This is a genomic window from Pseudomonas sp. SDO5532_S415 (assembly GCF_054071155.1).
Map to the genome: position 1 here is coordinate 1 of NZ_JBSVWS010000110.1, position 20,357 is coordinate 20,357.

Here is a 20,357-nt window from a genome sequence, read left to right on the forward strand (position 1 = left end):
TCAGGCGACATTTCAGTGACTGACACACCGCTTTCGCGAGCAGGCTCGCTCCCACAGGGAAACGGATACACCCCGAATTGAAGAGAACTTTCATGAGTATCTTGACCATCGTCCCCTTAAGCTCCGCCCTCGGCGCGCAAATCAGCGGCGTCGATATCAGCCAGCCGCTGAACCTGGAACAGCGCGACGCCATCGAGCAAGCGCTGCTCAAGCATCAGGTGCTGTTCTTTCGCGACCAGCCCATCACGCCGCCGCAACAAGCACGTTTCGCCGCCAATTTCGGCGACCTGCACATTCACCCGATTTACCCGAACGTCCCGGAGCAACCGGAGGTGCTGATCCTCGACACCGCCGTGACCGACGTGCGCGACAACGCGATCTGGCACACTGACGTGACCTTCCTGCCGACCCCGGCCATGGGCGCGGTCCTCAGTGCCAAGCTGCTGCCGGAGTTTGGCGGCGATACCCTCTGGGCCAGCGGCATTGCTGCCTACGAAGCCTTGTCGGCGCCGATGAAAGCCCTGCTCGAAGGGTTGACCGCCACCCACGATTTCACCCGTTCGTTCCCGCTGGAGCGCTACGGCAACACGCCTGAGGCGCTGGCCCAATGGGAAGAAGCACGACGCAAGAATCCGCCGCTGTCGCACCCGGTGATCCGCACGCACCCGGTGAGCGGGCGCCGCTCGCTGTTCGTCAATGAAGGCTTCACCTCGAAGATCAACGAACTGTCGGAAACCGAGAGCGAAGCCATTCTGAAATTCCTGTTCGCCCACGCCACCCGACCGGAATTCACCATTCGCTGGCGCTGGCAGCAAGACGACATCGCGTTCTGGGACAACCGCGTGACCCAGCATTACGCGGTGGATGATTACCGGCCGGCGCGGCGGGTGATGCAGCGGGCGACGGTGTTGGGGGATGTGCCTTTCTTTCGCTGATCAGCCAGTTTTGTACTGACCTTGATGGCCCCTTCGCGAGCAGGCTCGCTCCCACAGGGTTTGTGCGAACACAGATCCACTGTGGGAGCGAGCCTGCTTGCGAAGAGGTCGGAACAGGCGCCGCAAGTCCGGCGCCCGACACTCACTCAGCGGTCGAAGGCTTCTCCCAAAGATTGATCCCACCCTCCTGGGCAAACCGATCAATCTCTGCCAACTCCTCTGCGCTAAAGCTCAGATTCTTCAACGCCCCGACGTTCTCGATGATCTGCTCCGGCCGGCTCGCGCCGATCAGCGCCGAGGTCACCCGCGGATCGCGCAGGGTCCAGGCCAGCGCCAGTTGCGCCAGGCTCTGACCACGACGTTTGGCAATCTCGTTCAACGCCCGCACATGAGCGATGTTGGCCTCGGACAGGTGAGCAGCCTGCAACGAACCACCCCCCGGACGATTCACCCGCGCATCCGCCGGCACGCCGTTGAGGTACTTGTCCGTCAGCAATCCCTGCGCCAGCGGCGTGAAGGCAATCACACCGGTGCCGAGTTCATCAGTGGTGTCCAACAGGTCTTTTTCCACCCAGCGATTGAGCAGGTTGTACGCCGGCTGATGGATCAGCAACGGCACTTTCCATTCCTTGAGCAACGCGGCCATTTCCCGGGTTTTCACCCCGGAATACGATGAGATACCGATGTACAAGGCCTTGCCCTGTTGCACCGCAGTGGCCAGGGCGCCGGCGGTTTCTTCCAGCGGAGTATCTGGATCGAAGCGGTGGGAGTAGAAGATGTCGACATAATCCAGGCCCAAGCGTTGCAGGCTCTGGTCGAGGCTGGCCAGCACGTATTTGCGCGAACCGCCGCCCTGACCGTAAGGGCCGGGCCACATGTCCCAACCGGCCTTGCTGGAGATGATCAGCTCATCGCGATACTGCTTGAAGTCTTCACGCAGCAGCCGGCCAAAGTTGATTTCGGCGCTGCCGTATGGCGGGCCGTAGTTGTTGGCCAGGTCGAAATGGTTGATGCCCAGGTCGAACGCCGTACGCAACAGCGCACGCTGGGTGTCGATCGGCGTGCTGTCGCCAAAGTTGTGCCACAGGCCCAGGGACAATGCCGGCAGCACCAGCCCGCTGCGGCCCACGCGGCGGTAAGGAATGGAGTCATAACGGTTTTCGGCAGCGGTGTAAGTCATCGAATCCTCTCTTGTCGGTCTTGAATCTGGTCTCGACTGCTTCGCCAGTCGCCCAGCATACGCCCAGATAAACGCTAAAAAACCGTGGACTCGACTAATTGCTGAAACGTTTCACAGATTTCATCTTCGACGTCATGACAAATGCAAAAGATCTTTATCTCGCCCCCGCAAACACCTCCCCCAACCAATCCACAAACACCCGGACCCGCGGCGACATATGTCGGTTGTGCGGATAGAGCACCGAGACCGGCATCGGTGGCGGTGGTGTGTCGATGAGGATTTCCTTGATCAGCCCCTGAGCGATTTGCGTTTCCATGCGGTAGTGCGGGCATTGGATCAGGCCGAGGCCGGCGATGGCCGAGGCGGCGTAGATTTCTGCGCCAGACACCGCCACCGCGCCCTCGATAGTCACTTCCCTGAGTTGGCCAGCGACCATGAATTCGAAGGGAAACTGCTTGGCGGTGGTGCGGGAAACGTAGTTCACGGCGCGATGCTTTTTCAGGTCGTCGAGGCTTTTCGGTTCGCCATACTTGCGCAGGTAGGCGGGACTGGCGCAGGTGATCTGGCGCAGGCTGGCGACACGTTTGCCGATCAATGCAGAGTCGCTCAGAGTACCGGCTCGCAGCACGCAGTCGACACCTTCGCCGATCAGGTCAACCAGACGGTCGGCTTCGCTGATGGACAGTTCGATGTCCGGGTAACGCGCCATGAATTGCGGCAAGGCCGGGATCACGAAGTGCCTGGCCAACGTGCCGTGCAAATCGACCCGCAGCCGCCCTTTCGGTGCCACGCTGCGAAACGCCAGCTCGGCCTCTTCCAGCTCTGCCAGCAACTGCACACAACGCCGGTAGTACGCCTCACCATCCAGCGTAGGGCGCACCTTGCGCGTGCTGCGCTCCAGTAAACGAGTGCCGAGCCAGGCTTCGAACTGGTTCAGGGTGTGGGTCAGCGTCGCGCGCGGCAGATCCAGGTCATTCGCGGCCAGGGTAAAGCTGCTGCGCTCATAGATCCGCACGAACACTTTCATCGCTTTGACCTGATCCACAGCGGGCTCCTCGATTGTTGGCGATTTTTGAACAGTCAAGGCAACTCTGGTGCATTTATCGGCCTGAGTAAACATGTGAAATTGGCTCCACACCCCCTCAACAGGAACACCGCCATGACCTCTCAAACGTCGAAAGTTGCCATCGTCACCGGCGCCTCCCGCGGCATCGGCGCAGTCATCGCCAAGCAACTGGCCAGCGAAGGTTTTGCTGTCGCCATCAACTACGCCAGCAGCGCCAGCGAAGCGTCCAGATTGGTGGTGGAATTGCGTCAGGCCGGCCATCGAGCCATAGCGATCAAGGCTGACGTAGCCAAGGCTGACGACGTGCGCCGGATGTTCGACGAGACCGAAACACAGTTGGGCAAAGTCGATGTGTTGGTGAACAACGCTGGCATTCTCAAGGTCATGCCGTTGGCGCAACACAGTGACGAGTTGTTTGAGCAGACCTTCGACATTCACGCCCGCGGTACTTTCAACATGCTGCGTGAGGCCGCTACGCGTCTGAACAGCGGTGGCCGGATCATCAACTTCTCCAGCAGTACGGTCGGTCTGAATCTGCCGGGCTATGCCGTGTACATCGCCAGCAAAGCGGCGGTGGAGTCATTGACCCAGGTGTTCGCCAAAGAAATGCGCGGGCGCAACATCACCGTCAACGCGGTAGCGCCCGGGCCGGTTGCGACCGAGTTGTTTTTGCATGGCAAGAGTGAGGAGCAGATCCAGAATTTCGCCAACATGGCACCGCTGGAGCGGTTGGGGCAGCCGGAAGATATCGCCCGCGTCGTGTCCTTTTTGGCCGGGCCGGATTCGGCGTGGGTCAACGGGCAGATTCTGCGCGTCAATGGTGGGTTGGTTTAACTATGCTCAAGCTGATACCGAGGTGACCCCTTCGCGAGCAGGCTCGCCCCCACAGGAGGCGCGGTGAACCTTGTGGGAGCGAGCCTGCTCGCGAAGGCAGCCTCAAGGGCAATCACATCTGCAGGACAAAACCCACCATGCACACCACCATCATCATCACCTTCGGCCTGATCCTCCTCGCCCTGATGCTCTACATCGGCGAAAAAATCGGCTTCACCCGCCCAATCCTGGCGTACTGCTTTATCGTGCTGTGGCTGGCGCTGACGTTGATCAATGGCGCGGTCGGCATGGTCCACGCCGGCCAGCCATTGAGTACGGAGCTGGTGGTCGGCAGCGCCGTGTTCGGTGTCCCGGTGGCGGCGCTGGTGTTGTTCATGGTGCTGACCGCCGAGACGTGAAAAATCCGATCAACGCACCAGGTGCAAGAACTGCATGTGCCGCTCGTACTGATCAAGGATGTCGTTGATCACCTGCTCGCGGGTGTAACCCACCAGATCGTAATCTTGACTGCCCTCGCTCAAATGCACCTCGGCCCGGTAATAACGACGGTTGTTGAGCTCCTTCGACCCCATGCCGCCACGGGCGAACGATGGCGTGAAATAGCCGCGCATCTGCACCTGGTAGATAAACGGATGCTGATCGCCGTGGCCGATCTCCAGGCTGACACTGTCATTGACCGGTTCGGGATGGGTAACGACGCTAAGCCCTTTTTCGATGAACACCGCCGACACCTCTTCGATGGCCGGCCGTACTGTGGAATCGAGGAAGCGATACACCTCGTCCCGCGATGGAAAATGCACCGCCTGGCTCAGGCGCTGACGCCAACCACCGCGCCGCGAACCGGACACCGGCGCCAGGGAATGCATTTGCGCGATCTGCTTCTGCGATTCCAGATAAAACGCCTTGTGCAGTCCCCACATCATCAATAGCAAGATCAGCGAGAACGGCAGCGAGGTCAGCACCACCGCCGACTTCAGCGCATCGATGCTGCCGGAGAACAGCAGCGCACTGGTCACCAACGCGGTCATCGCGCCCCAGAACACCCGCAGCCATTTCGGCCCGTCTTCATCCGGGCCACCACCCTTGGCGGACAGCGTCGACAGCACCACGGTGCCGGAGTCGGCGGAAGTGACGAAGAACACGAAACTGATGAACACCGTGACTGCAATCACGGTTTTGCTCCACGGGTAGGTTTCCAGCAGCAGGTAAAGGGTCATCGACGGGTTGTCGAGGGCCGACATGCCCAGCGCGGACATACCGTGATTGAGCACCTGATCGATCGCGCTGTTGCCGAAAATCGACATCCACGCCAGGGTGAAACCGAGCGGAATCAACAACACGCCAAAGACGAATTCGCGAATGGTCCGGCCACGGGAAATCCGCGCGATGAACAGGCCCACGAACGGCGACCAGGCAATCCACCAGGCCCAATAGAACACTGTCCAGCCACCCAGCCAGTCGCTGGGCTTGTCGTAGGCATACAGGTCGAAACTCTTCATCGGCAAGGCGCCGAGGTAATCGCCGAGGTTCTGGATCAAGGTGTTGAGCAGGTGCTGCGTGGGGCCGGCGAACAACACGAACAGCAGCAGCGCACAGGCCAGCAGCATGTTGATGTCTGACATCACCCGCACGCCTTTATCGACACCGGACACCGCCACGACGATCGCCGCGCCCATCATCAGCGTGATCAGTCCGACTTGTATCCACTGGGTGTGGGCGATGCCGAACAGGTAGTCCAGGCCCGAGTTGAGGTGCAACACACCAAAGCCCATGTCGGCACCGAGGCCGAACACCGTGGCGATGATGCCGAAGCCGTCCACCGCGTAACCGATGGGGCCATTGATGCGCTTGCCGATCAGCGGATACAGCGCCGAGCGCAGGGCCAGCGGCAGGTTGTGGCGGTAAGCGAAGTAGGCCAGCGCCATGCCGACGAAGGCGAATACACCCCAGCCATGCAGCCCCCAGTGCAGAAACAGAATCTGCATCGCCTGGCGCGCCGCATCCGCCGTGCCCGCCTCGCCTTGTGGCGGCTGCAGCATGTGGGTCAAGGGTTCGGACACGCAGAAGAAAAACAAGGTGATGCTGATTCCCGCGGCGAACAGCATGCCGGCCCAGGACAGGTAACTGAATTCGGGCTCGTCGTGGTCGGCACCGAGTTTGATCTTGCCGTAGCCCGATAACGCGGTGACCACCACGAAGACCAGATACAGGGTCATCGCCAGCAGGTAGTACCAGCCAACCGTGTTGGCTGCCCAGTTTTGCGCCGCCAGAAGCCAGGCACCGGCCTGCTCGGGCATGGCCATGACTACGACGCCGAACAACAGAATGAAGCTCGCAGCGAACCAGAACACCGGCGGGTTCATGCGGACCTGGCCGCTTGAAGGAATTGATGATGCACTCATGAACGGTGCACCTCGAAGGGGTAAATCGTGGCTGTAGAAATCGGACTCAGCAAAGGCAAGCCTCCTGTTGTGAGCGGGCAGCGAACCACCGGTTTAACTTGAATGAACGTTCAAGTTAAACATGGATAGGGTGCTAAGGACTAATCGCAGGGCTGGGCGGTCGTGTTTGAACACTAGCTCAAGCAGGGGTTTGAGGCGGGGTTTGGGGGGAATCGCTCAGTGGAGAATTGGCTGAGTCCATTATCTCGATACAGCTTGAAATCATTCGCGAGCAAGCTCGCTCCCACAAGTAGGAATGCATTTCCCTGTGGGAGCGAGCCTGCTCGCGAAGAGGCCGGCTCAGTCACCGAAGCTTTAAGACCTTACTTCTGCGTCCCATCATCATGCTGCAGATTCGCCTGGGTCAGGTTACTGCCCGCCGGCACGCTGCGGGTCAGCCAGACGTTACCGCCGATGGTCGACCCCTTGCCGATGGTGATCCGCCCCAGAATCGTCGCCCCGGCGTAGATCACCACATCGTCCTCGACAATCGGATGTCGCGGCTGGCCCTTCTGCAACTGACCGTCTTCGTCGGCCGGGAAGCGCTTGGCGCCCAGGGTCACGGCCTGATAAATCCGCACCCGCTCGCCTATGATCGCCGTCTCGCCGATCACCACGCCGGTCCCGTGATCGATGAAGAAACTGCGGCCGATCTGCGCGCCGGGGTGAATGTCGATGCCCGTGGCCGAGTGGGCGATTTCCGCGCTGATCCGCGCCAGCAACGGCAACCCGGCGCGATACAAATGGTGGGCCAGGCGATGGTGAATCACCGCCAGAATGCCCGGATAGCACAACAGCACCTCATCGACGCTGCGCGCCGCCGGATCGCCGTGATACGCCGCCAGCACGTCAGTGTCCAGCAGGCTGCGCAGCCCCGGCAGGGCAAGGGCGAAGTCCTGAATGATCTGGATCGTCTTCGCTTCGACCTCGTTCTCGGCCTGGGCACTGTGGCGCGCGGCATAGCGCAATTCGAGTCGCGCCTGGGCCAACAGCGCATTCAACGCCACATCAAGGGTGTGGCCGACGTAGAAGTCTTCACTTTCCTCGCGCAGGTCCACCGGGCCCAGACGCATCGGGAACAGCGCGCCACACAATGCTTCGAGAATCTCCGCCATGGCCGCCCGGGACGGCAACTCGCGACCACCCTGTTCGGTGCTGGCGCGGCCGTTTTGCGCACGCCACTGGTCACGCGCCGTGCGCAGCTGGCTGACGATGGTCTGCAATTGCCAATGGCTGGAACGCTCACTCACGGTAAAAACTCCTCACGGGCGGCCGGACTGTCTGGCCGCACTGACGGCGATTACTTTACGGCAAGGTCCGCGAGCCAAATTAAGAACCAATTGTGCTGTGGTAAGCACCATTGGCTATAAGCGATTGAAGGTTGCCCAGTCTTTTGGGGGTGCCTATAGTCCTTTGATCATTCACCGCCAGTACGGACTCATGATCAAACAACAGCTTGCCCGCTTTAACCGTCTCGACCTGCTCGGTCAGCCCACCGCCCTGGAAAAACTCGAACGTCTGTCGACCTGGCTGGGCCGCGATCTGTACGTCAAACGCGATGACCTGACACCACTGGCCATGGGCGGCAACAAGCTGCGCAAACTCGAATACCTCGCCGCCGACGCGTTGGCCCAGGGCGCCGACACCTTGATCACCGCTGGCGCACTGCAATCGAACCACGTACGCCAGACTGCCGCGATTGCCGCCAAGCTGGGCCTCGGCTGCGTCGCCCTGCTGGAAAATCCCCTCGGCACCGACGACGCCAACTATGTCGGCAACGGCAATCGGCTGTTGCTGGACCTGTTCGATGCCAAGGTCGAGCTGGTGGAAAACCTCGACAATGCCGACGAACAACTGCACGCCCTGGCTTCTCGTCTGCGCAGCAATGGCAAGAAACCGTATCTGGTACCGATTGGTGGCTCCAACGCACTGGGCGCACTGGGTTATGTGCGTGCCGGTCTGGAACTGGCCGAGCAGATCAAGGACACCGGGCTGAGTTTTGCCGCCGTCGTCCTGGCCTCAGGCAGCGCCGGAACTCACAGTGGCCTGGCGCTGGCACTGAGCGAAGCGCTGCCGGATTTGCCGGTGATCGGCGTCACGGTTTCGCGCAGCGAAGAAGATCAGTTTCCGAAAGTACAAGGCCTGGCAGAACGCACCGCCGAGTTGCTGGGTGTGAACCTGCCGGAGCGTTTCAAGGTCGAGTTATGGGACGAATATTTCGGGCCGCGCTATGGTGAGCCGAACGCCGGGACATTGGCGGCGGTTAAGCTGGTGGCAAGTCAGGAAGGCCTGCTGCTCGACCCGGTCTACACCGGCAAGGCTATGGCCGGATTGCTCGATGGCATCGGGCGTCAGCGTTTCGATAAGGGGCCGATCATCTTCCTGCACACCGGTGGGGCGCCGGCGTTGTTTGCCTACAAGGATTTTCTGTAACAGCCACAAAACCTGTAGGAGCGAGCTTGCTCGCGATGAACAACAGGGCACCGAGTGATGTCAGGCTGTCAGCGTTATCGTTGACGACCATCGCGAGCAAGCTCGCTCCTACAGGGAAAACGCAGATTATTCCAAAGAAGAATAACCAGAAGATAAATTATTATTTTCTAATCTAAAAACGCCATCATATAGTCATGCTATACGCGAATTTCCCGAGAGACGCATTCGCTGCTTTAAGGCAGGATAGCGCTGTCGTTCAATTCCCGATTTCGCCAACCTTTTTAAAAGCGTCTTCCATAAGAAAACACAGGGGCTTGTCATGAATTTTTCCGCACTACGTCGAAATCTGCTGGTGGGTTCGCTGGGCCTGGCACTGAGTGCTGGCCTGATTGGCCAGGCGGTTGCCGGTGAACAGCTGCAACAGATCAAGGACAAAGGCGTTATCAACGTCGGCCTGGAAGGCACTTACCCGCCATTCAGTTTCGTCGACGCCGACGGCAAACTGGCCGGCTTCGAAGTCGAATTCTCCGAAGCCCTGGCCAAAGAGCTGGGCGTGAAGGTCAAACTGCAACCGACCAAATGGGACGGCATCCTCGCGGCGCTGGAATCCAAGCGTCTGGACGCCGTGATCAATCAGGTGACCATCTCCGAAGAGCGCAAGAAGAAGTATGACTTCTCCGAGCCGTACACCGTTTCCGGGATTCAGGCGCTGACCCTGACCAAGAACAAAGACACCATCAAGACCGCTGCCGACCTGAGCGGCAAGAAAGTCGGCGTGGGCCTGGGCACCAACTACGAGCAGTGGGTTAAAGCCAACGTGCCAGGCGCTGATGTGCGCACCTACGAAGATGATCCGACCAAGTTCCAGGACCTGCGTGTCGGCCGCATCGATGCCATCCTGATCGACCGTCTGGCCGCGCTGGAATACGCCAAGAAGGCCAAGGACACCGCTGCTGCCGGTGAAGCGTTCTCCCGCCAGGAAGCCGGCATTGCCCTGCGCAAAGGCGAACCTGAGCTGCTGGCAGCTGTGAACAAAGCCATCGACAAGCTGCGTGCCGACGGTACGCTGAAAAAGCTTTCGGAAAAATACTTCAGCGCTGACGTCACTCAATAATGGAAGAGGCTTTTCAACTCGCACTGGACTCCGCGCCCTTCCTGCTGAAGGGCGCTTACTACACAGTGATCTTGAGCCTGGGCGGGATGTTTTTCGGCCTGGTGATGGGGTTCGGCCTGGCGCTTATGCGCCTGTCGCGCTTCAAGCTGGTGAGCTGGATCGCCCGCATCTACGTGTCGTTCTTTCGCGGCACGCCGTTGCTGGTGCAACTGTTCGTGATCTATTACGGCCTGCCGCAATTGGGTCTGGAACTCGATCCGCTGCCGGCGGCCCTGATCGGCTTTTCGCTGAACATGGCTGCCTACGCCTGTGAAATCCTGCGGGCCGCGATCAGCTCCATCGAGCGCGGCCAGTGGGAAGCCGCTGCCAGTATCGGCATGACCCGCGCGCAAACCCTGCGCCGGGCCATCCTGCCGCAGGCGATGCGCACTGCATTGCCGCCGCTGGGCAACAGCTTCATTTCGCTGGTCAAGGACACCGCATTGGCGGCCACCATCCAGGTGCCGGAGTTGTTCCGTCAGGCGCAACTGATCACCGCCCGTACCTTCGAAATTTTCACCATGTACCTTGCCGCCGCGCTGATCTACTGGGTCCTGGCCACGGTGCTGTCGCACCTGCAGAACCAGTTGGAAGCCCGGGTCAATCGGCACGATCTGGAGTCCTGACCCAATGATTGTCGTGGAAAAACTGACAAAGCAGTTCAAGGGTCAAGTCGTGCTCAACGGCATCGATCTGCAAGTGAAGGAAGGTGAGGTCGTGGCGATCATCGGGCCAAGCGGCTCGGGCAAGACCACGTTCCTGCGTTGCCTGAACTTCCTGGAAGAACCCACCAGCGGCCGGATCAAGGTCGGCGACATCGAAATCGATGGCAGCCGCCCGTTGAACCAGCAGCAGGGTCTGGTGCGCCGTTTGCGCCAGCACGTGGGCTTCGTGTTCCAGAACTTCAACCTGTTCCCCCATCGCACGGCCCTGGAAAACGTCATCGAAGGCCCGATTGTTGTAAAGAAGGTCCCGCGTGACGATGCCATTGCCCTGGCTAAAAAGCTCTTGGCCAAGGTAGGACTGGCGGGCAAGGAAGACGCGTATCCGCGCCGTCTTTCGGGCGGCCAGCAACAACGCGTGGCGATTGCCCGCGCGCTGGCGATGGAACCGGAAGTGATACTGTTCGACGAACCGACCTCAGCCCTCGACCCGGAACTGGTCGGCGAAGTGCTGGCGACTATCCGCGGCCTGGCCGAGGAAAATCGCACCATGGTCATCGTGACCCACGAAATGGCGTTCGCCCGTGACGTGGCTAATCGTGTGGTGTTTTTCGACAAGGGCGTGATCGTTGAACAAGGCGAAGCCAAGTCGCTGTTTGCCAATCCGAAAGAAGAACGCACGAAACAGTTTCTCAGCAAGTTCCTGAACAACTCCCACAGCTGAAAAACCTTCTGAAAAAAGTTGTTAACTTCCACGGACGGAAGTTACTACCCTCTCGCAACACCCCACAATTACCGAAGACAAACAACAGACTTTTTGTCAGCTTGCGCGGTACATATGTATTTTTTCCTGCCTGCGCATCCTGCCATGGCGAACAGCCAAAAGCCTGTGGAACAGGCGCTTCACTTCCAAAAAACCCCCATAACCTATAGTCAACTTCGACGCAACAATAGCGCTTATTAACTTACCCGCGTAGGAACTTTCTGAATAACACGCGTTTTTGTATCCGGCCAACTCACTCCATTGACACCCATTCAAGCTCGCTCTTATCTAGTCTCCAACCGGCGCCTTTCATTGCGCCCACTCATTATTTCAACTCAAAGTAATGAACGGCTTTGCAACTGAAACTTCATATTCCTGTTTTCAGAAATGGACTTCGCTGCAAGACCTCAAGGAGACCTCCATGACCAGCACTTCGAACCAAACCGGGCTTGCAGCCCCGACCCTGGCGCAATCTCACAAGACCGACATCAACATCGCCTGCGCCGCGCACTTGCTGATCGACATCCCGCCCTACCCCACGATGGACAAGGGAGACCTGGTCGAACTGTTTTGGGACAACTGCTACGTCGCCTCCCGGGTGCTGATGGCCACTGACGTCGGCCAGTCCATTCAGCTGCGGGTACCCGAAAGTTTCATCACCAACGGTTGCTCGCGCGTTCACTACCGGATCATGCAGGTCGGCCGAGGTCAGGCGTTGTCAATCGCCCGACGCGTGCAGGTCAAACTGGACTGCCCAGGTGGCCAGCCATCGGCCTTGTGTGGCGACGAAAATCAGGGCCTGGCGCCGGTGAGCATTCCCTCAACGATTCGCCGTCAGGGCGTGAATCCGAACCAGATCAAGCGCGGCGTGCCGCTGACCATCGAGCCTTATCTGAACATGGCGGTCGACGACGAAATCACCCTGCGTTGGGGCGATGTGCGCATGGATCTGCCAAGGCTCAAGGCGAGCGATGTGGGCCAACCCATCCAGGTATGGGTGCCGCCGGCGATCATTGTCGAGGCCGGCGAAGACCTGCGACTGGAGGTGACTTACTGCATCCTCGACCGGGTGGGCAACAACTCGCGCTGGGCGCCGGCGCGGGCGTTGAGGATTGGGTGTGCCAATCCGTATCTCAACGCCCCACCGAAGAAAGCGCTCAAAGCGACCGGCAAGGCCCGCAACCTTCTGTAGGAGCGAGCTTGCTCGCGATGGACTCCAAAGCGCCGCGTTTAACCAGAAAAAACGCGCAATCGTTAACGACCATCGCGAGCAAGCTCGCTCCTGCAGAAGCCGAATCAAACACTGAACTGTTGCTCTGGAAACAAGTGTTTCTCTGCGTACAGTTCATGGCGACACACTTCTATATATATTCCTAAAAGTTAGTTCATAACTTTTTTATAAACGCTTAGGGTATATGCACCGGACCACCGGACATTCTTGTTTTCGTTCGCCGCACCGCGGCGTTTCCATAAGATGTGAGGTAGGTATGGTCCGGAACACAATCACCCCAGTGCAGATCGCCAGGGCATTGCGTGTAGCAGCCAAGGAGTGGCGCTGATGTCCAGTCTGGCAGATGCAATCGTCCAGAGTGATCTGGATATCGCCCCTTTGTTGTTGCCCGCGCAAGTGCTGCGCAACGACGCACAAGCCATCAAGGCCGCCCATGAGCTGGCGCAAACCGCCCGCCTGCAAGCGGCCAAACGCGACCAGCAGCGCAAGCTGCCGTGGTCGGAAATCGAACAGTTCACCCGCAGCGGCCTGGGCAGCATTGCCATCCCGCGCGAATACGGTGGCCCACAGGTTTCGTTCGTCACCCTCGCGGAGGTTTTCGCGATCATTTCCGCTGCAGATCCGGCCCTCGGGCAGATCCCGCAGAATCAGTTCGGCATCCTGAATCTGGTACTCGGCAGCGCCACCGAAGCACAGAAAAAACAGCTGTTCAAAAGCGTTCTTGAAGGCTGGCGCATCGGTAATGCCGGGCCTGAGCGCGGCACAAAAAACACCCTTGAACTCAAGGCGCGCATTACGGCCGACGGCGATGGTTTTGTCCTCAGCGGGCAGAAGTTCTATTCCACCGGTGCGCTGTTCGCGCATTGGGTCGCGGTCAAGGCGCTCAATGACGACGGCAAGCAGGTGTTGGCCTTCGTGCGTCGCGGAACGCCGGGACTGAGGATTGTCGACGACTGGTCCGGCTTCGGTCAGCGCACCACCGCCAGCGGCACGATCTTGCTCAACAACGTGCGGGTCGACGCCGAGCTGGTGGTGGATAACTGGAAGATCAACGACAAGCCGAACACCCAAGGCGCTGTCTCGCAGCTGATTCAGGCCGCCATCGACGCCGGTATCGCCCGGGGCGCTATCGACGATGCCATCGAGTTCGTGAAAACCCGCGCCCGGCCATGGGTCGATGCCAACGTTGAGCGGGCCAGCGATGACCTGTACGTGATCGCCGACATCGGCAAACTGAAAATCGAACTGCACGCCGCCGAAGCCCTGCTGCGCAAGGCCGGGCAAATACTCGATCAGGTACACGCCGCGCCGCTTACCGCCGAGTCCGCCGCCCGCGCCTCGATTGCAGTCGCCGAAGCCAAAGTGCTGACCACCGAGATCTCGCTGCTGGCCAGCGAAAAGATTTTCGAACTGGCCGGCAGCCGCGCCACCCTCGCGGAATTCAACCTCGACCGTCACTGGCGCAACGCTCGGGTGCACACCCTGCACGACCCGGTGCGCTGGAAGTACCACGCGGTCGGCGCCTATCACCTGAACGGCACCAGGCCTGCTCGCCACTCCTGGATCTAACGACCAGAGCTCTTTTTGAACAGATCCGGGAGAAACCCATGACTCTTTCTCACCACGTCGCGGTCATCACCAGCGATGAGCAAGCCCTGATCGTCGCCAGCGACCTGGCCGAAGACTTCAAACGCGACAGCGCCCTGCGCGACCGCGAACGCCGCTTGCCGTATCCGGAGCTGGAAGTGTTTTCCCGCTCGGGCCTGTGGGGCATCAGCGTGCCCAAGGAATTCGGTGGTGCCGGTGTTTCCAACGTCACGCTGGCCAAGGTCATCGCGCTGATTGCCCGGGCTGACGGTTCGCTCGGCCAGATTCCGCAAAACCATTTCTATGCCCTGGAAGTGCTGCGGGTGAACGGCAGCGAAGAGCAGAAGAAACGCCTGTATGCCGACGTACTGGCCGGCCAGCGCTTCGGCAATGCCCTGGCCGAACTCGGCACCAAAACCGCCCACGACCGCGTGACCAGCCTCACCCGCGACGGTGACGGCTATCGCATTAACGGTCGCAAGTTCTACGCCACCGGCGCGATTTACGCTCAGCGCATCCCCACCTCGGTGATCGATGAAAACGGTGTGCAGCAACTGGCATTCGTGCCGAGCAACAGCAAGGGCCTGACGGTGATCGACGACTGGAGCGGCTTCGGCCAGCGCACCACTGGCAGCGGTTCGGTGGTGTTCGAAGATGTCTTTGTGGCCGCCGAAGATGTGATCCCGTTTCAAAGCGCCTTCGAGCGCCCGACCCCGGTCGGCCCGCTTGCACAGATTCTCCATGCAGCCATCGACACCGGCATCGCCCGCGCCGCCTATGAAGATGCGTTGCACTTCGTGCGCACCAAGACCCGTGCATGGATCGACGCTACCCACGAAAAAGCCACCGAAGATCCATTGACGGTGAAGAGCTTCGGTCACTTGAGCATTCGCCTGCACGCCACCGAAGCACTGCTGGAACGCGCCGGTGAATTCCTCGACAAGGCCCAGGCCGACACCCATGCCGAGTCCGTCGCCGCCGCGTCGATTGCGGTCGCCGAAGCGCGGGCCATCAGCACCGAGATTTCCCTCGCCGCCGGCACCACGCTGTTCGAACTGGCCGGCAGCCAGGCGACCCTGAGCGAACACGGTCTGGATCGCCACTGGCGCAATGCCCGGGTGCATACACTGCACGACCCGGCGCGCTGGAAATACCACGCCGTGGGCAATTACTACCTCAACGATGAAAACCCGCCACTGCGGGGGACCATCTGATGGCTGCCGCTAAAAAGAAGATCCTGCTCAACGCGTTCAACATGAACTGCATCGGGCACATCAACCATGGCCTGTGGACGCACCCACGGGACACCTCGACCCAGTACAAGACAATCGAATACTGGACCGAACTGGCGCAATTGCTGGAGCGCGGGCTATTCGACGGTTTGTTCATCGCCGATATCGTCGGCGTCTATGACGTGTATCAGAACGCGGTGGACGTGCCGCTCAAAGAGTCGATCCAGCTGCCGGTCAACGACCCGCTGCTGCTGGTGTCGGCCATGGCGGCCGTGACCAAAAACCTCGGTTTCGGCCTCACCGCCAACCTCACCTACGAGCCGCCGTACCTGTTCGCCCGGCGCATGTCGACCCTCGACCATCTGAGTCGCGGTCGCGTGGGCTGGAACATCGTCACCGGCTACCTCGACAGCGCCGCCAAAGCCATGGGCCTGAGCGAACAGGTCGAGCACGACCGCCGCTACGACCAGGCCGACGAGTACCTGGAGGTGCTCTACAAACTCTGGGAAGGCAGCTGGGAAAACGGCGCGGTGCTCAACGACCCGCAGCAGCGCATCTATGCGCAACCGGAGAAGGTGCACAAGGTCGAGCACAAAGGCGAGTTCTATCAGGTCGAGGGTTATCACCTGTGCGAGCCGTCGCCGCAGCGCACGCCGGTGCTGTTCCAGGCCGGCAGTTCCGATCGCGGCTTGTTGTTCGCCGGGCGCCACGCCGAGTGCGTGTTCATCAGCGGCCAGAACAAACCGTCGACCAAGGTGCAGGTGGACAAGGTTCGCGCCAGCGCCGTCGAAGCCGGGCGTAACCCCGAAGACATCAAGGTGTTCATGGGGCTGAACGTGATTGTCGGCGCCACCGAAGAGCTGGCCTGGGCCAAGCACGCCGAGTACCTGAGCTACGCCAGCGCCGAAGCCGGCGTGGCGCATTTCTCGGCGTCCACCGGGATCGATTTTTCCCAGTACGAAATCGACGAACCGATCCAGTACGTGAAGAGCAACGCCATCCAGTCCGCCACCAAGAACCTGCAAAACAACGACTGGACCCGGCGCAAATTGCTCGAACAACACGCCCTCGGCGGGCGCTACATCACCGTGGTCGGCTCGCCCGAACACGTGGCGGATGAACTGGAATCGTGGATCGCCGAAACCGGCCTCGACGGCTTCAACCTGACGCGCATTGTCACGCCGGAAAGCTATGTCGATTTCATTGAACGGGTGATTCCGGAGTTACAGCGGCGGGGGTCGTACAAGACCGCTTATGACGATGGCAGCTTGCGGGAAAAGCTGTTCCGCGGTGAGGCGCATTTGCCTGAGCAACACACCGGTTCGGAATTCCGCCGCTAAATGCATCGCTGGCAAGCCAGCTCCCACAGGGATCGTGTGAACACCCGAAAAACCTGTGGGAGCTGGCTTGCCAGCGATGAGGCCCGCAGAAACAACTCCAAATTTATGCACTGACTGGAATAACCATCATGAAAAAGAACGACTTCTCTCACCCAGTCAAAGCACTGGCCCTGGCCCTCGGCCTTTTCAGCTCCGTCACCTTCGCCGCCGACCCGGCGCTGAAAATCGGCACCACCGCCGCTTTCGCCATTCCGCTGGAAGCAGCCGTCGAAGAAGCCGGCAAACAAGGCCTGAAAGTCGAACTCGTAGAGTTCACCGACTGGATCGCACCGAACGTCAGCCTCGCCTCGGGTGACATCGACGTGAACTACTTCCAGCACATCCCGTTCCTGGAAAACGCCAAGGCTGCCTCCGGTTTTGACCTGGTGCCGTTCGCGCCAGGGATCATCAACAACGTCGGCCTGTACTCGAAGAAGTACAAGAGCTTCGATGAACTACCAGAAGGCGCCAGCGTGGCCATCGCCAACGATCCGATCAACAGCGGTCGCGGTTTGCAGCTGCTGGCCAAGGCCGGTCTGATCACTCTCAAGCCGGGTGTGGGTTACAAGGCCACCGAAGAAGACATCATCGCCAACCCGAAGAAGATCAAGATTCTCCAGGTTGAAGCGGTACAACTGGTGCGCGCCTACGACGACGCCGATCTGGTGCAGGGCTACCCGGCCTACATTCGCCTGGCGAAGACTTTCGATGCCGGCTCGGCCCTGCTGTTCGACGGCCTCGATCACAAGGAATACGTGATTCAGTTCGTGATCCAGCCAAAAAGCAAAACCGACCCGCGCCTGATCAAGTTCGTCGACATCTACCAGCATTCGCCAGCCGTACGCGCCGCACTGGATAAAGCCCACGGCAAGCTCTATCAAGCCGGTTGGGAAAGCTGAAAATGACTGCCGCCACCCAACTGCGACTGGAAATTCCAGAGCTTAAGCAAGCGATAAAAACTGAACTACACCCGGACCTGAATCACGCCCACGTGCGCTTCATCAACCTGGGTAAAACCTACGAGGGCCAGCAAGGTCCGGTGGCAGCCCTGCACGGCATTGACCTGGCGATCCAGCGCGGTGAAGTGTTCGGCATCATCGGCCGCAGCGGCGCTGGCAAGTCGTCGCTGATTCGTACCATCAACCGCCTCGAACAACCGACATCGGGGCGCGTGCTGATCGATCAGGTGGACATCGGCGAGTTCGATGAGGACCGACTGGTGAAGCTGCGCCGGCGCATCGGCATGATCTTCCAGCACTTCAATCTGATGTCGGCCAAGACCGTTTGGCAGAACGTCGAATTGCCGCTGAAGGTTGCTGGTGTGCCGAAGGAAAAGCGCGACCAGAAAGTCCGTGAACTGCTGGAGCTTGTGGGTCTGGAAGCGAAACACAAGGCCTATCCGGCGCAACTCTCCGGCGGGCAGAAACAGCGTGTCGGCATCGCCCGCGCCCTGGTTCACGACCCGGCGATTCTGCTCTGCGATGAAGCCACTTCGGCGCTGGACCCGGAGACCACGCAATCGATCCTCGGCCTGCTGCGCGAGATCAACCGGCGCCTGGGCCTGACCATCATTTTGATCACTCACGAAATGGCGGTGATCCGCGAAATCTGTGATCGCGTGGTCGTGCTCGAACGCGGGCGCGTGGTTGAGCAGGGGCCGGTCTGGGAAGTCTTCGGCAACCCGCAGCACGAAGTCAGCAAGACGCTGCTCGCACCGTTGCAGCATGCACTGCCGTCGGAGCTGCAAAGCCGCTTGCAGGCGCAACAGCAGTCCTCGGATAGCGCCGTCGTGCTGCGCCTGCAATTCACGGGTTCAGCGCAGGACGAGCCGGACATTGCCGCCCTGTTCAGCGCCCTCGGTGGCCGCGTGCGCTTGCTGCAAGGTGGCGTGGAACGGATTCAGGGCCATGCACTGGGGCAACTGCTGCTGGCGGTGACCGGTTCGCCTCTCACCGCTGAACAGTTGCGTCAGCGCGCCGGCCAATGGGCGCAACAAGTGGAGGTGTTGGGCTATGTGGTTTGATCGCTTGCTGCAGGGCTTCATCGACACGTTTTTAATGGTTGGCGTTTCGTCATTGATTGCGTTGCTGGCGGGCATTCCGCTGGCGGTGATTCTGGTCACCAGCGCCAAGGGCGGCATCTACGAAGCCCCCACGGTGAACCGCGCACTGGGTGCATTCGTGAACCTGTTTCGCTCGATTCCGTTTTTGATTTTGATGGTGGCGCTGATTCCCTTCACCCGCTTGATCGTCGGCACCACCTACGGCGTATGGGCGGCGGTGGTGCCGCTGACCATCGCCGCTACACCGTTCTTCGCGCGGATTGCCGAAGTCAGTTTGCGCGAGGTGGATCACGGCTTGATCGAAGCGGCACAGGCCATGGGCTGCCGGCGCCAGCACATCGTTTGGCACGTGCTGCTGCCCGAGGCGCTGCCGGGGATTGTCGGCGGTTTTACGATTACGTTGGTGACGATGATCAACTCATCGGCCATGGCCGGGGCGATTGGTGCCGGCGGGTTGGGGGACATTGCGTATCGGTATGGGTATCAGCGCTTTGACAGCCAGATCATGCTGACAGTGATTGTGCTGCTGGTGGCGTTGGTGGCGGTGATTCAGTTGGGTGGGGATCGGTTGGCGCGGGGCCTCAACAAACGCTGAGTACGCTGGCCGTTGTGACGCTCCCTCGCCACAAGAGCCTTTTCTCCACAGGTAAGTTTTCTCACAGGAAAATCAGCGTTTCCGAAGGCCTGATCCCTTTCCTTTGCAGGACATTTCCTAGATTATTCCGCTCGCTTGTGCCTGCCAGATCCGGTGGCTAGTCTCGGTCCGTCACTGCTCATCAGTGATCGGGTTTAGTCGCCCGGATATCATCGGGCGCACAGCGTCACCTTTTCTCAGGTGTTTTTTATTGCCTGAAAGTTATGGTGGCTGTGCGCAGGGCACCCTCGGGTGCGCCGGAGTTGCCTGATGGCCGGTCGACTAACCTGTGTGCAGCCGCCACCCCTATTCGTTTAGTCGCGATGACGGTTGGCTCCTACTAGCATCAGGAGTTTTACCAATGGAAAAATCAGTTCCCGATCCACCAGAAACCTCTTCCAACGAAGCCCTCACTGACGACCTGCTCAGAGACCGCTCCGCCCTCTACCGCGCCATCGATTTCTACCTCACCGGCGATCAACCCTCGCCACCGGATGAACTGCGGTTCTACAACGTCAGCAAAGACGTGAGCTTCGAAGACACCCAGCTCTATATCGCGGATTTGCTGCGCTGTGCCTCGGTCACGGCGTATCAGTGCGGCGACCATCTCAAGGGGGCCGACCGCGCCATGGTGTTTTCGGTCTGGCATTTACTGGAGATCGCCAAGGCGATGGTTGACCGGTCGATTGAATGCCTGGGTATGAAGCAGGGCTGAAATCGTCTTCGCGAGCAGGCTCGCTCCCACAGGGGGACGCGGTCTAATGT

The 20,357-nt window shown here is 59.9% G+C and carries 19 protein-coding genes; 15 read left to right on the forward strand and 4 right to left on the reverse strand.

What is annotated here, in order from left to right; all coding sequences use genetic code 11:
• Nucleotides 1-92: 92 nt before the first annotated feature.
• Nucleotides 93-935, forward strand: coding sequence for a taurine dioxygenase (gene tauD / locus ACW9HW_RS20820; protein ID WP_457401597.1), 843 nt, complete (start codon nucleotides 93-95; stop codon nucleotides 933-935).
• A 142-nt stretch (nucleotides 936-1,077) separates the two neighbouring features.
• Here the strand turns inward: tauD and mgrA are convergent, their stop codons facing one another.
• Entirely contained in the window at nucleotides 1,078-2,115 is a 1,038-nt protein-coding gene (gene mgrA / locus ACW9HW_RS20825) for an L-glyceraldehyde 3-phosphate reductase (protein ID WP_457401599.1), read from the reverse strand.
• A gap of 154 nt (nucleotides 2,116-2,269) precedes the next feature.
• Nucleotides 2,270-3,160: a LysR family transcriptional regulator gene (locus ACW9HW_RS20830; RefSeq protein ID WP_095192388.1), complete on the reverse strand. Its 891-nt coding sequence runs from the start codon at nucleotides 3,158-3,160 to the stop codon at nucleotides 2,270-2,272.
• Nucleotides 3,161-3,274: 114 nt separating this feature from the next.
• Here ACW9HW_RS20830 and ACW9HW_RS20835 point away from each other — a divergent pair, with 114 nt between their 5' ends.
• Nucleotides 3,275-4,015: an SDR family oxidoreductase gene (locus ACW9HW_RS20835; RefSeq protein ID WP_457401601.1), complete on the forward strand. Its 741-nt coding sequence runs from the start codon at nucleotides 3,275-3,277 to the stop codon at nucleotides 4,013-4,015.
• A gap of 137 nt (nucleotides 4,016-4,152) precedes the next feature.
• The gene (locus ACW9HW_RS20840) at nucleotides 4,153-4,413 is read left to right on the forward strand and encodes a hypothetical protein (RefSeq protein WP_457401603.1); all 261 of its coding nucleotides are present in this window, start codon (nucleotides 4,153-4,155) and stop codon (nucleotides 4,411-4,413) included.
• A gap of 9 nt (nucleotides 4,414-4,422) precedes the next feature.
• Here ACW9HW_RS20840 and betT read toward each other — a convergent pair whose 3' ends face one another.
• Together betT and epsC are read right to left on the reverse strand one after the other, a co-directional pair.
• A complete protein-coding gene (gene betT, locus ACW9HW_RS20845) occupies nucleotides 4,423-6,378 on the reverse strand; it encodes a choline transporter BetT (protein WP_170948613.1) in 1,956 nt (651 codons plus the stop codon).
• Between the two features lie 401 nt (nucleotides 6,379-6,779).
• Nucleotides 6,780-7,706: a serine O-acetyltransferase EpsC gene (epsC, locus tag ACW9HW_RS20850; RefSeq protein ID WP_095192392.1), complete on the reverse strand. Its 927-nt coding sequence runs from the start codon at nucleotides 7,704-7,706 to the stop codon at nucleotides 6,780-6,782.
• Nucleotides 7,707-7,896: 190 nt separating this feature from the next.
• Between epsC and ACW9HW_RS20855 the strand changes: the two genes are divergently transcribed.
• From ACW9HW_RS20855 to ACW9HW_RS20910, 12 genes are all read left to right on the forward strand, one after another.
• The gene (locus tag ACW9HW_RS20855) at nucleotides 7,897-8,889 is read left to right on the forward strand and encodes a D-cysteine desulfhydrase (RefSeq protein ID WP_457401605.1); all 993 of its coding nucleotides are present in this window, start codon (nucleotides 7,897-7,899) and stop codon (nucleotides 8,887-8,889) included.
• Nucleotides 8,890-9,208: 319 nt separating this feature from the next.
• Nucleotides 9,209-10,003, forward strand: coding sequence for a cystine ABC transporter substrate-binding protein (gene tcyJ, locus ACW9HW_RS20860; protein WP_095192393.1), 795 nt, complete (start codon nucleotides 9,209-9,211; stop codon nucleotides 10,001-10,003).
• On the forward strand, nucleotides 10,003-10,668 hold the full coding sequence (gene tcyL, locus ACW9HW_RS20865) for a cystine ABC transporter permease (protein ID WP_170948607.1): 666 nt from the start codon (nucleotides 10,003-10,005) through the stop codon (nucleotides 10,666-10,668). The genes tcyJ and tcyL overlap by 1 nt, the downstream gene beginning before the upstream one ends.
• 4 nt (nucleotides 10,669-10,672) lie before the next feature.
• Complete coding sequence (tcyN, locus tag ACW9HW_RS20870; protein WP_137805932.1) at nucleotides 10,673-11,428, forward strand: L-cystine ABC transporter ATP-binding protein TcyN; 756 nt, start codon at nucleotides 10,673-10,675, stop codon at nucleotides 11,426-11,428.
• Nucleotides 11,429-11,888: 460 nt separating this feature from the next.
• Nucleotides 11,889-12,659, forward strand: a complete 771-nt coding sequence (locus ACW9HW_RS20875; protein WP_457401608.1) for a hypothetical protein — start codon at nucleotides 11,889-11,891, stop codon at nucleotides 12,657-12,659.
• Between the two features lie 366 nt (nucleotides 12,660-13,025).
• Nucleotides 13,026-14,267: an SfnB family sulfur acquisition oxidoreductase gene (locus ACW9HW_RS20880; protein ID WP_457401610.1), complete on the forward strand. Its 1,242-nt coding sequence runs from the start codon at nucleotides 13,026-13,028 to the stop codon at nucleotides 14,265-14,267.
• A 38-nt stretch (nucleotides 14,268-14,305) separates the two neighbouring features.
• Nucleotides 14,306-15,499 carry an SfnB family sulfur acquisition oxidoreductase gene (locus tag ACW9HW_RS20885; RefSeq protein WP_457401612.1) on the forward strand — a complete coding sequence of 398 codons (1,194 nt, stop codon included), beginning with the start codon at nucleotides 14,306-14,308 and terminating at the stop codon, nucleotides 15,497-15,499.
• Nucleotides 15,499-16,857, forward strand: a complete 1,359-nt coding sequence (locus ACW9HW_RS20890) for an LLM class flavin-dependent oxidoreductase (protein WP_095192399.1) — start codon at nucleotides 15,499-15,501, stop codon at nucleotides 16,855-16,857. Before ACW9HW_RS20885 ends, ACW9HW_RS20890 begins: the two co-directional genes overlap by 1 nt.
• A 128-nt stretch (nucleotides 16,858-16,985) precedes the next feature.
• Nucleotides 16,986-17,795 carry a MetQ/NlpA family ABC transporter substrate-binding protein gene (locus ACW9HW_RS20895; RefSeq protein ID WP_095192400.1) on the forward strand — a complete coding sequence of 270 codons (810 nt, stop codon included), beginning with the start codon at nucleotides 16,986-16,988 and terminating at the stop codon, nucleotides 17,793-17,795.
• Nucleotides 17,796-17,797: 2 nt separating this feature from the next.
• Nucleotides 17,798-18,919 carry a methionine ABC transporter ATP-binding protein gene (locus ACW9HW_RS20900; protein WP_457401615.1) on the forward strand — a complete coding sequence of 374 codons (1,122 nt, stop codon included), beginning with the start codon at nucleotides 17,798-17,800 and terminating at the stop codon, nucleotides 18,917-18,919.
• Entirely contained in the window at nucleotides 18,909-19,553 is a 645-nt protein-coding gene (locus ACW9HW_RS20905; protein ID WP_095192402.1) for a methionine ABC transporter permease, read from the forward strand. The genes ACW9HW_RS20900 and ACW9HW_RS20905 overlap by 11 nt, the downstream gene beginning before the upstream one ends.
• A gap of 400 nt (nucleotides 19,554-19,953) precedes the next feature.
• Nucleotides 19,954-20,307 (forward strand): DUF6124 family protein, encoded by a 354-nt coding sequence (locus tag ACW9HW_RS20910; RefSeq protein ID WP_457401617.1) that lies wholly within the window; start codon nucleotides 19,954-19,956, stop codon nucleotides 20,305-20,307.
• Nucleotides 20,308-20,357 lie beyond the last annotated feature (50 nt).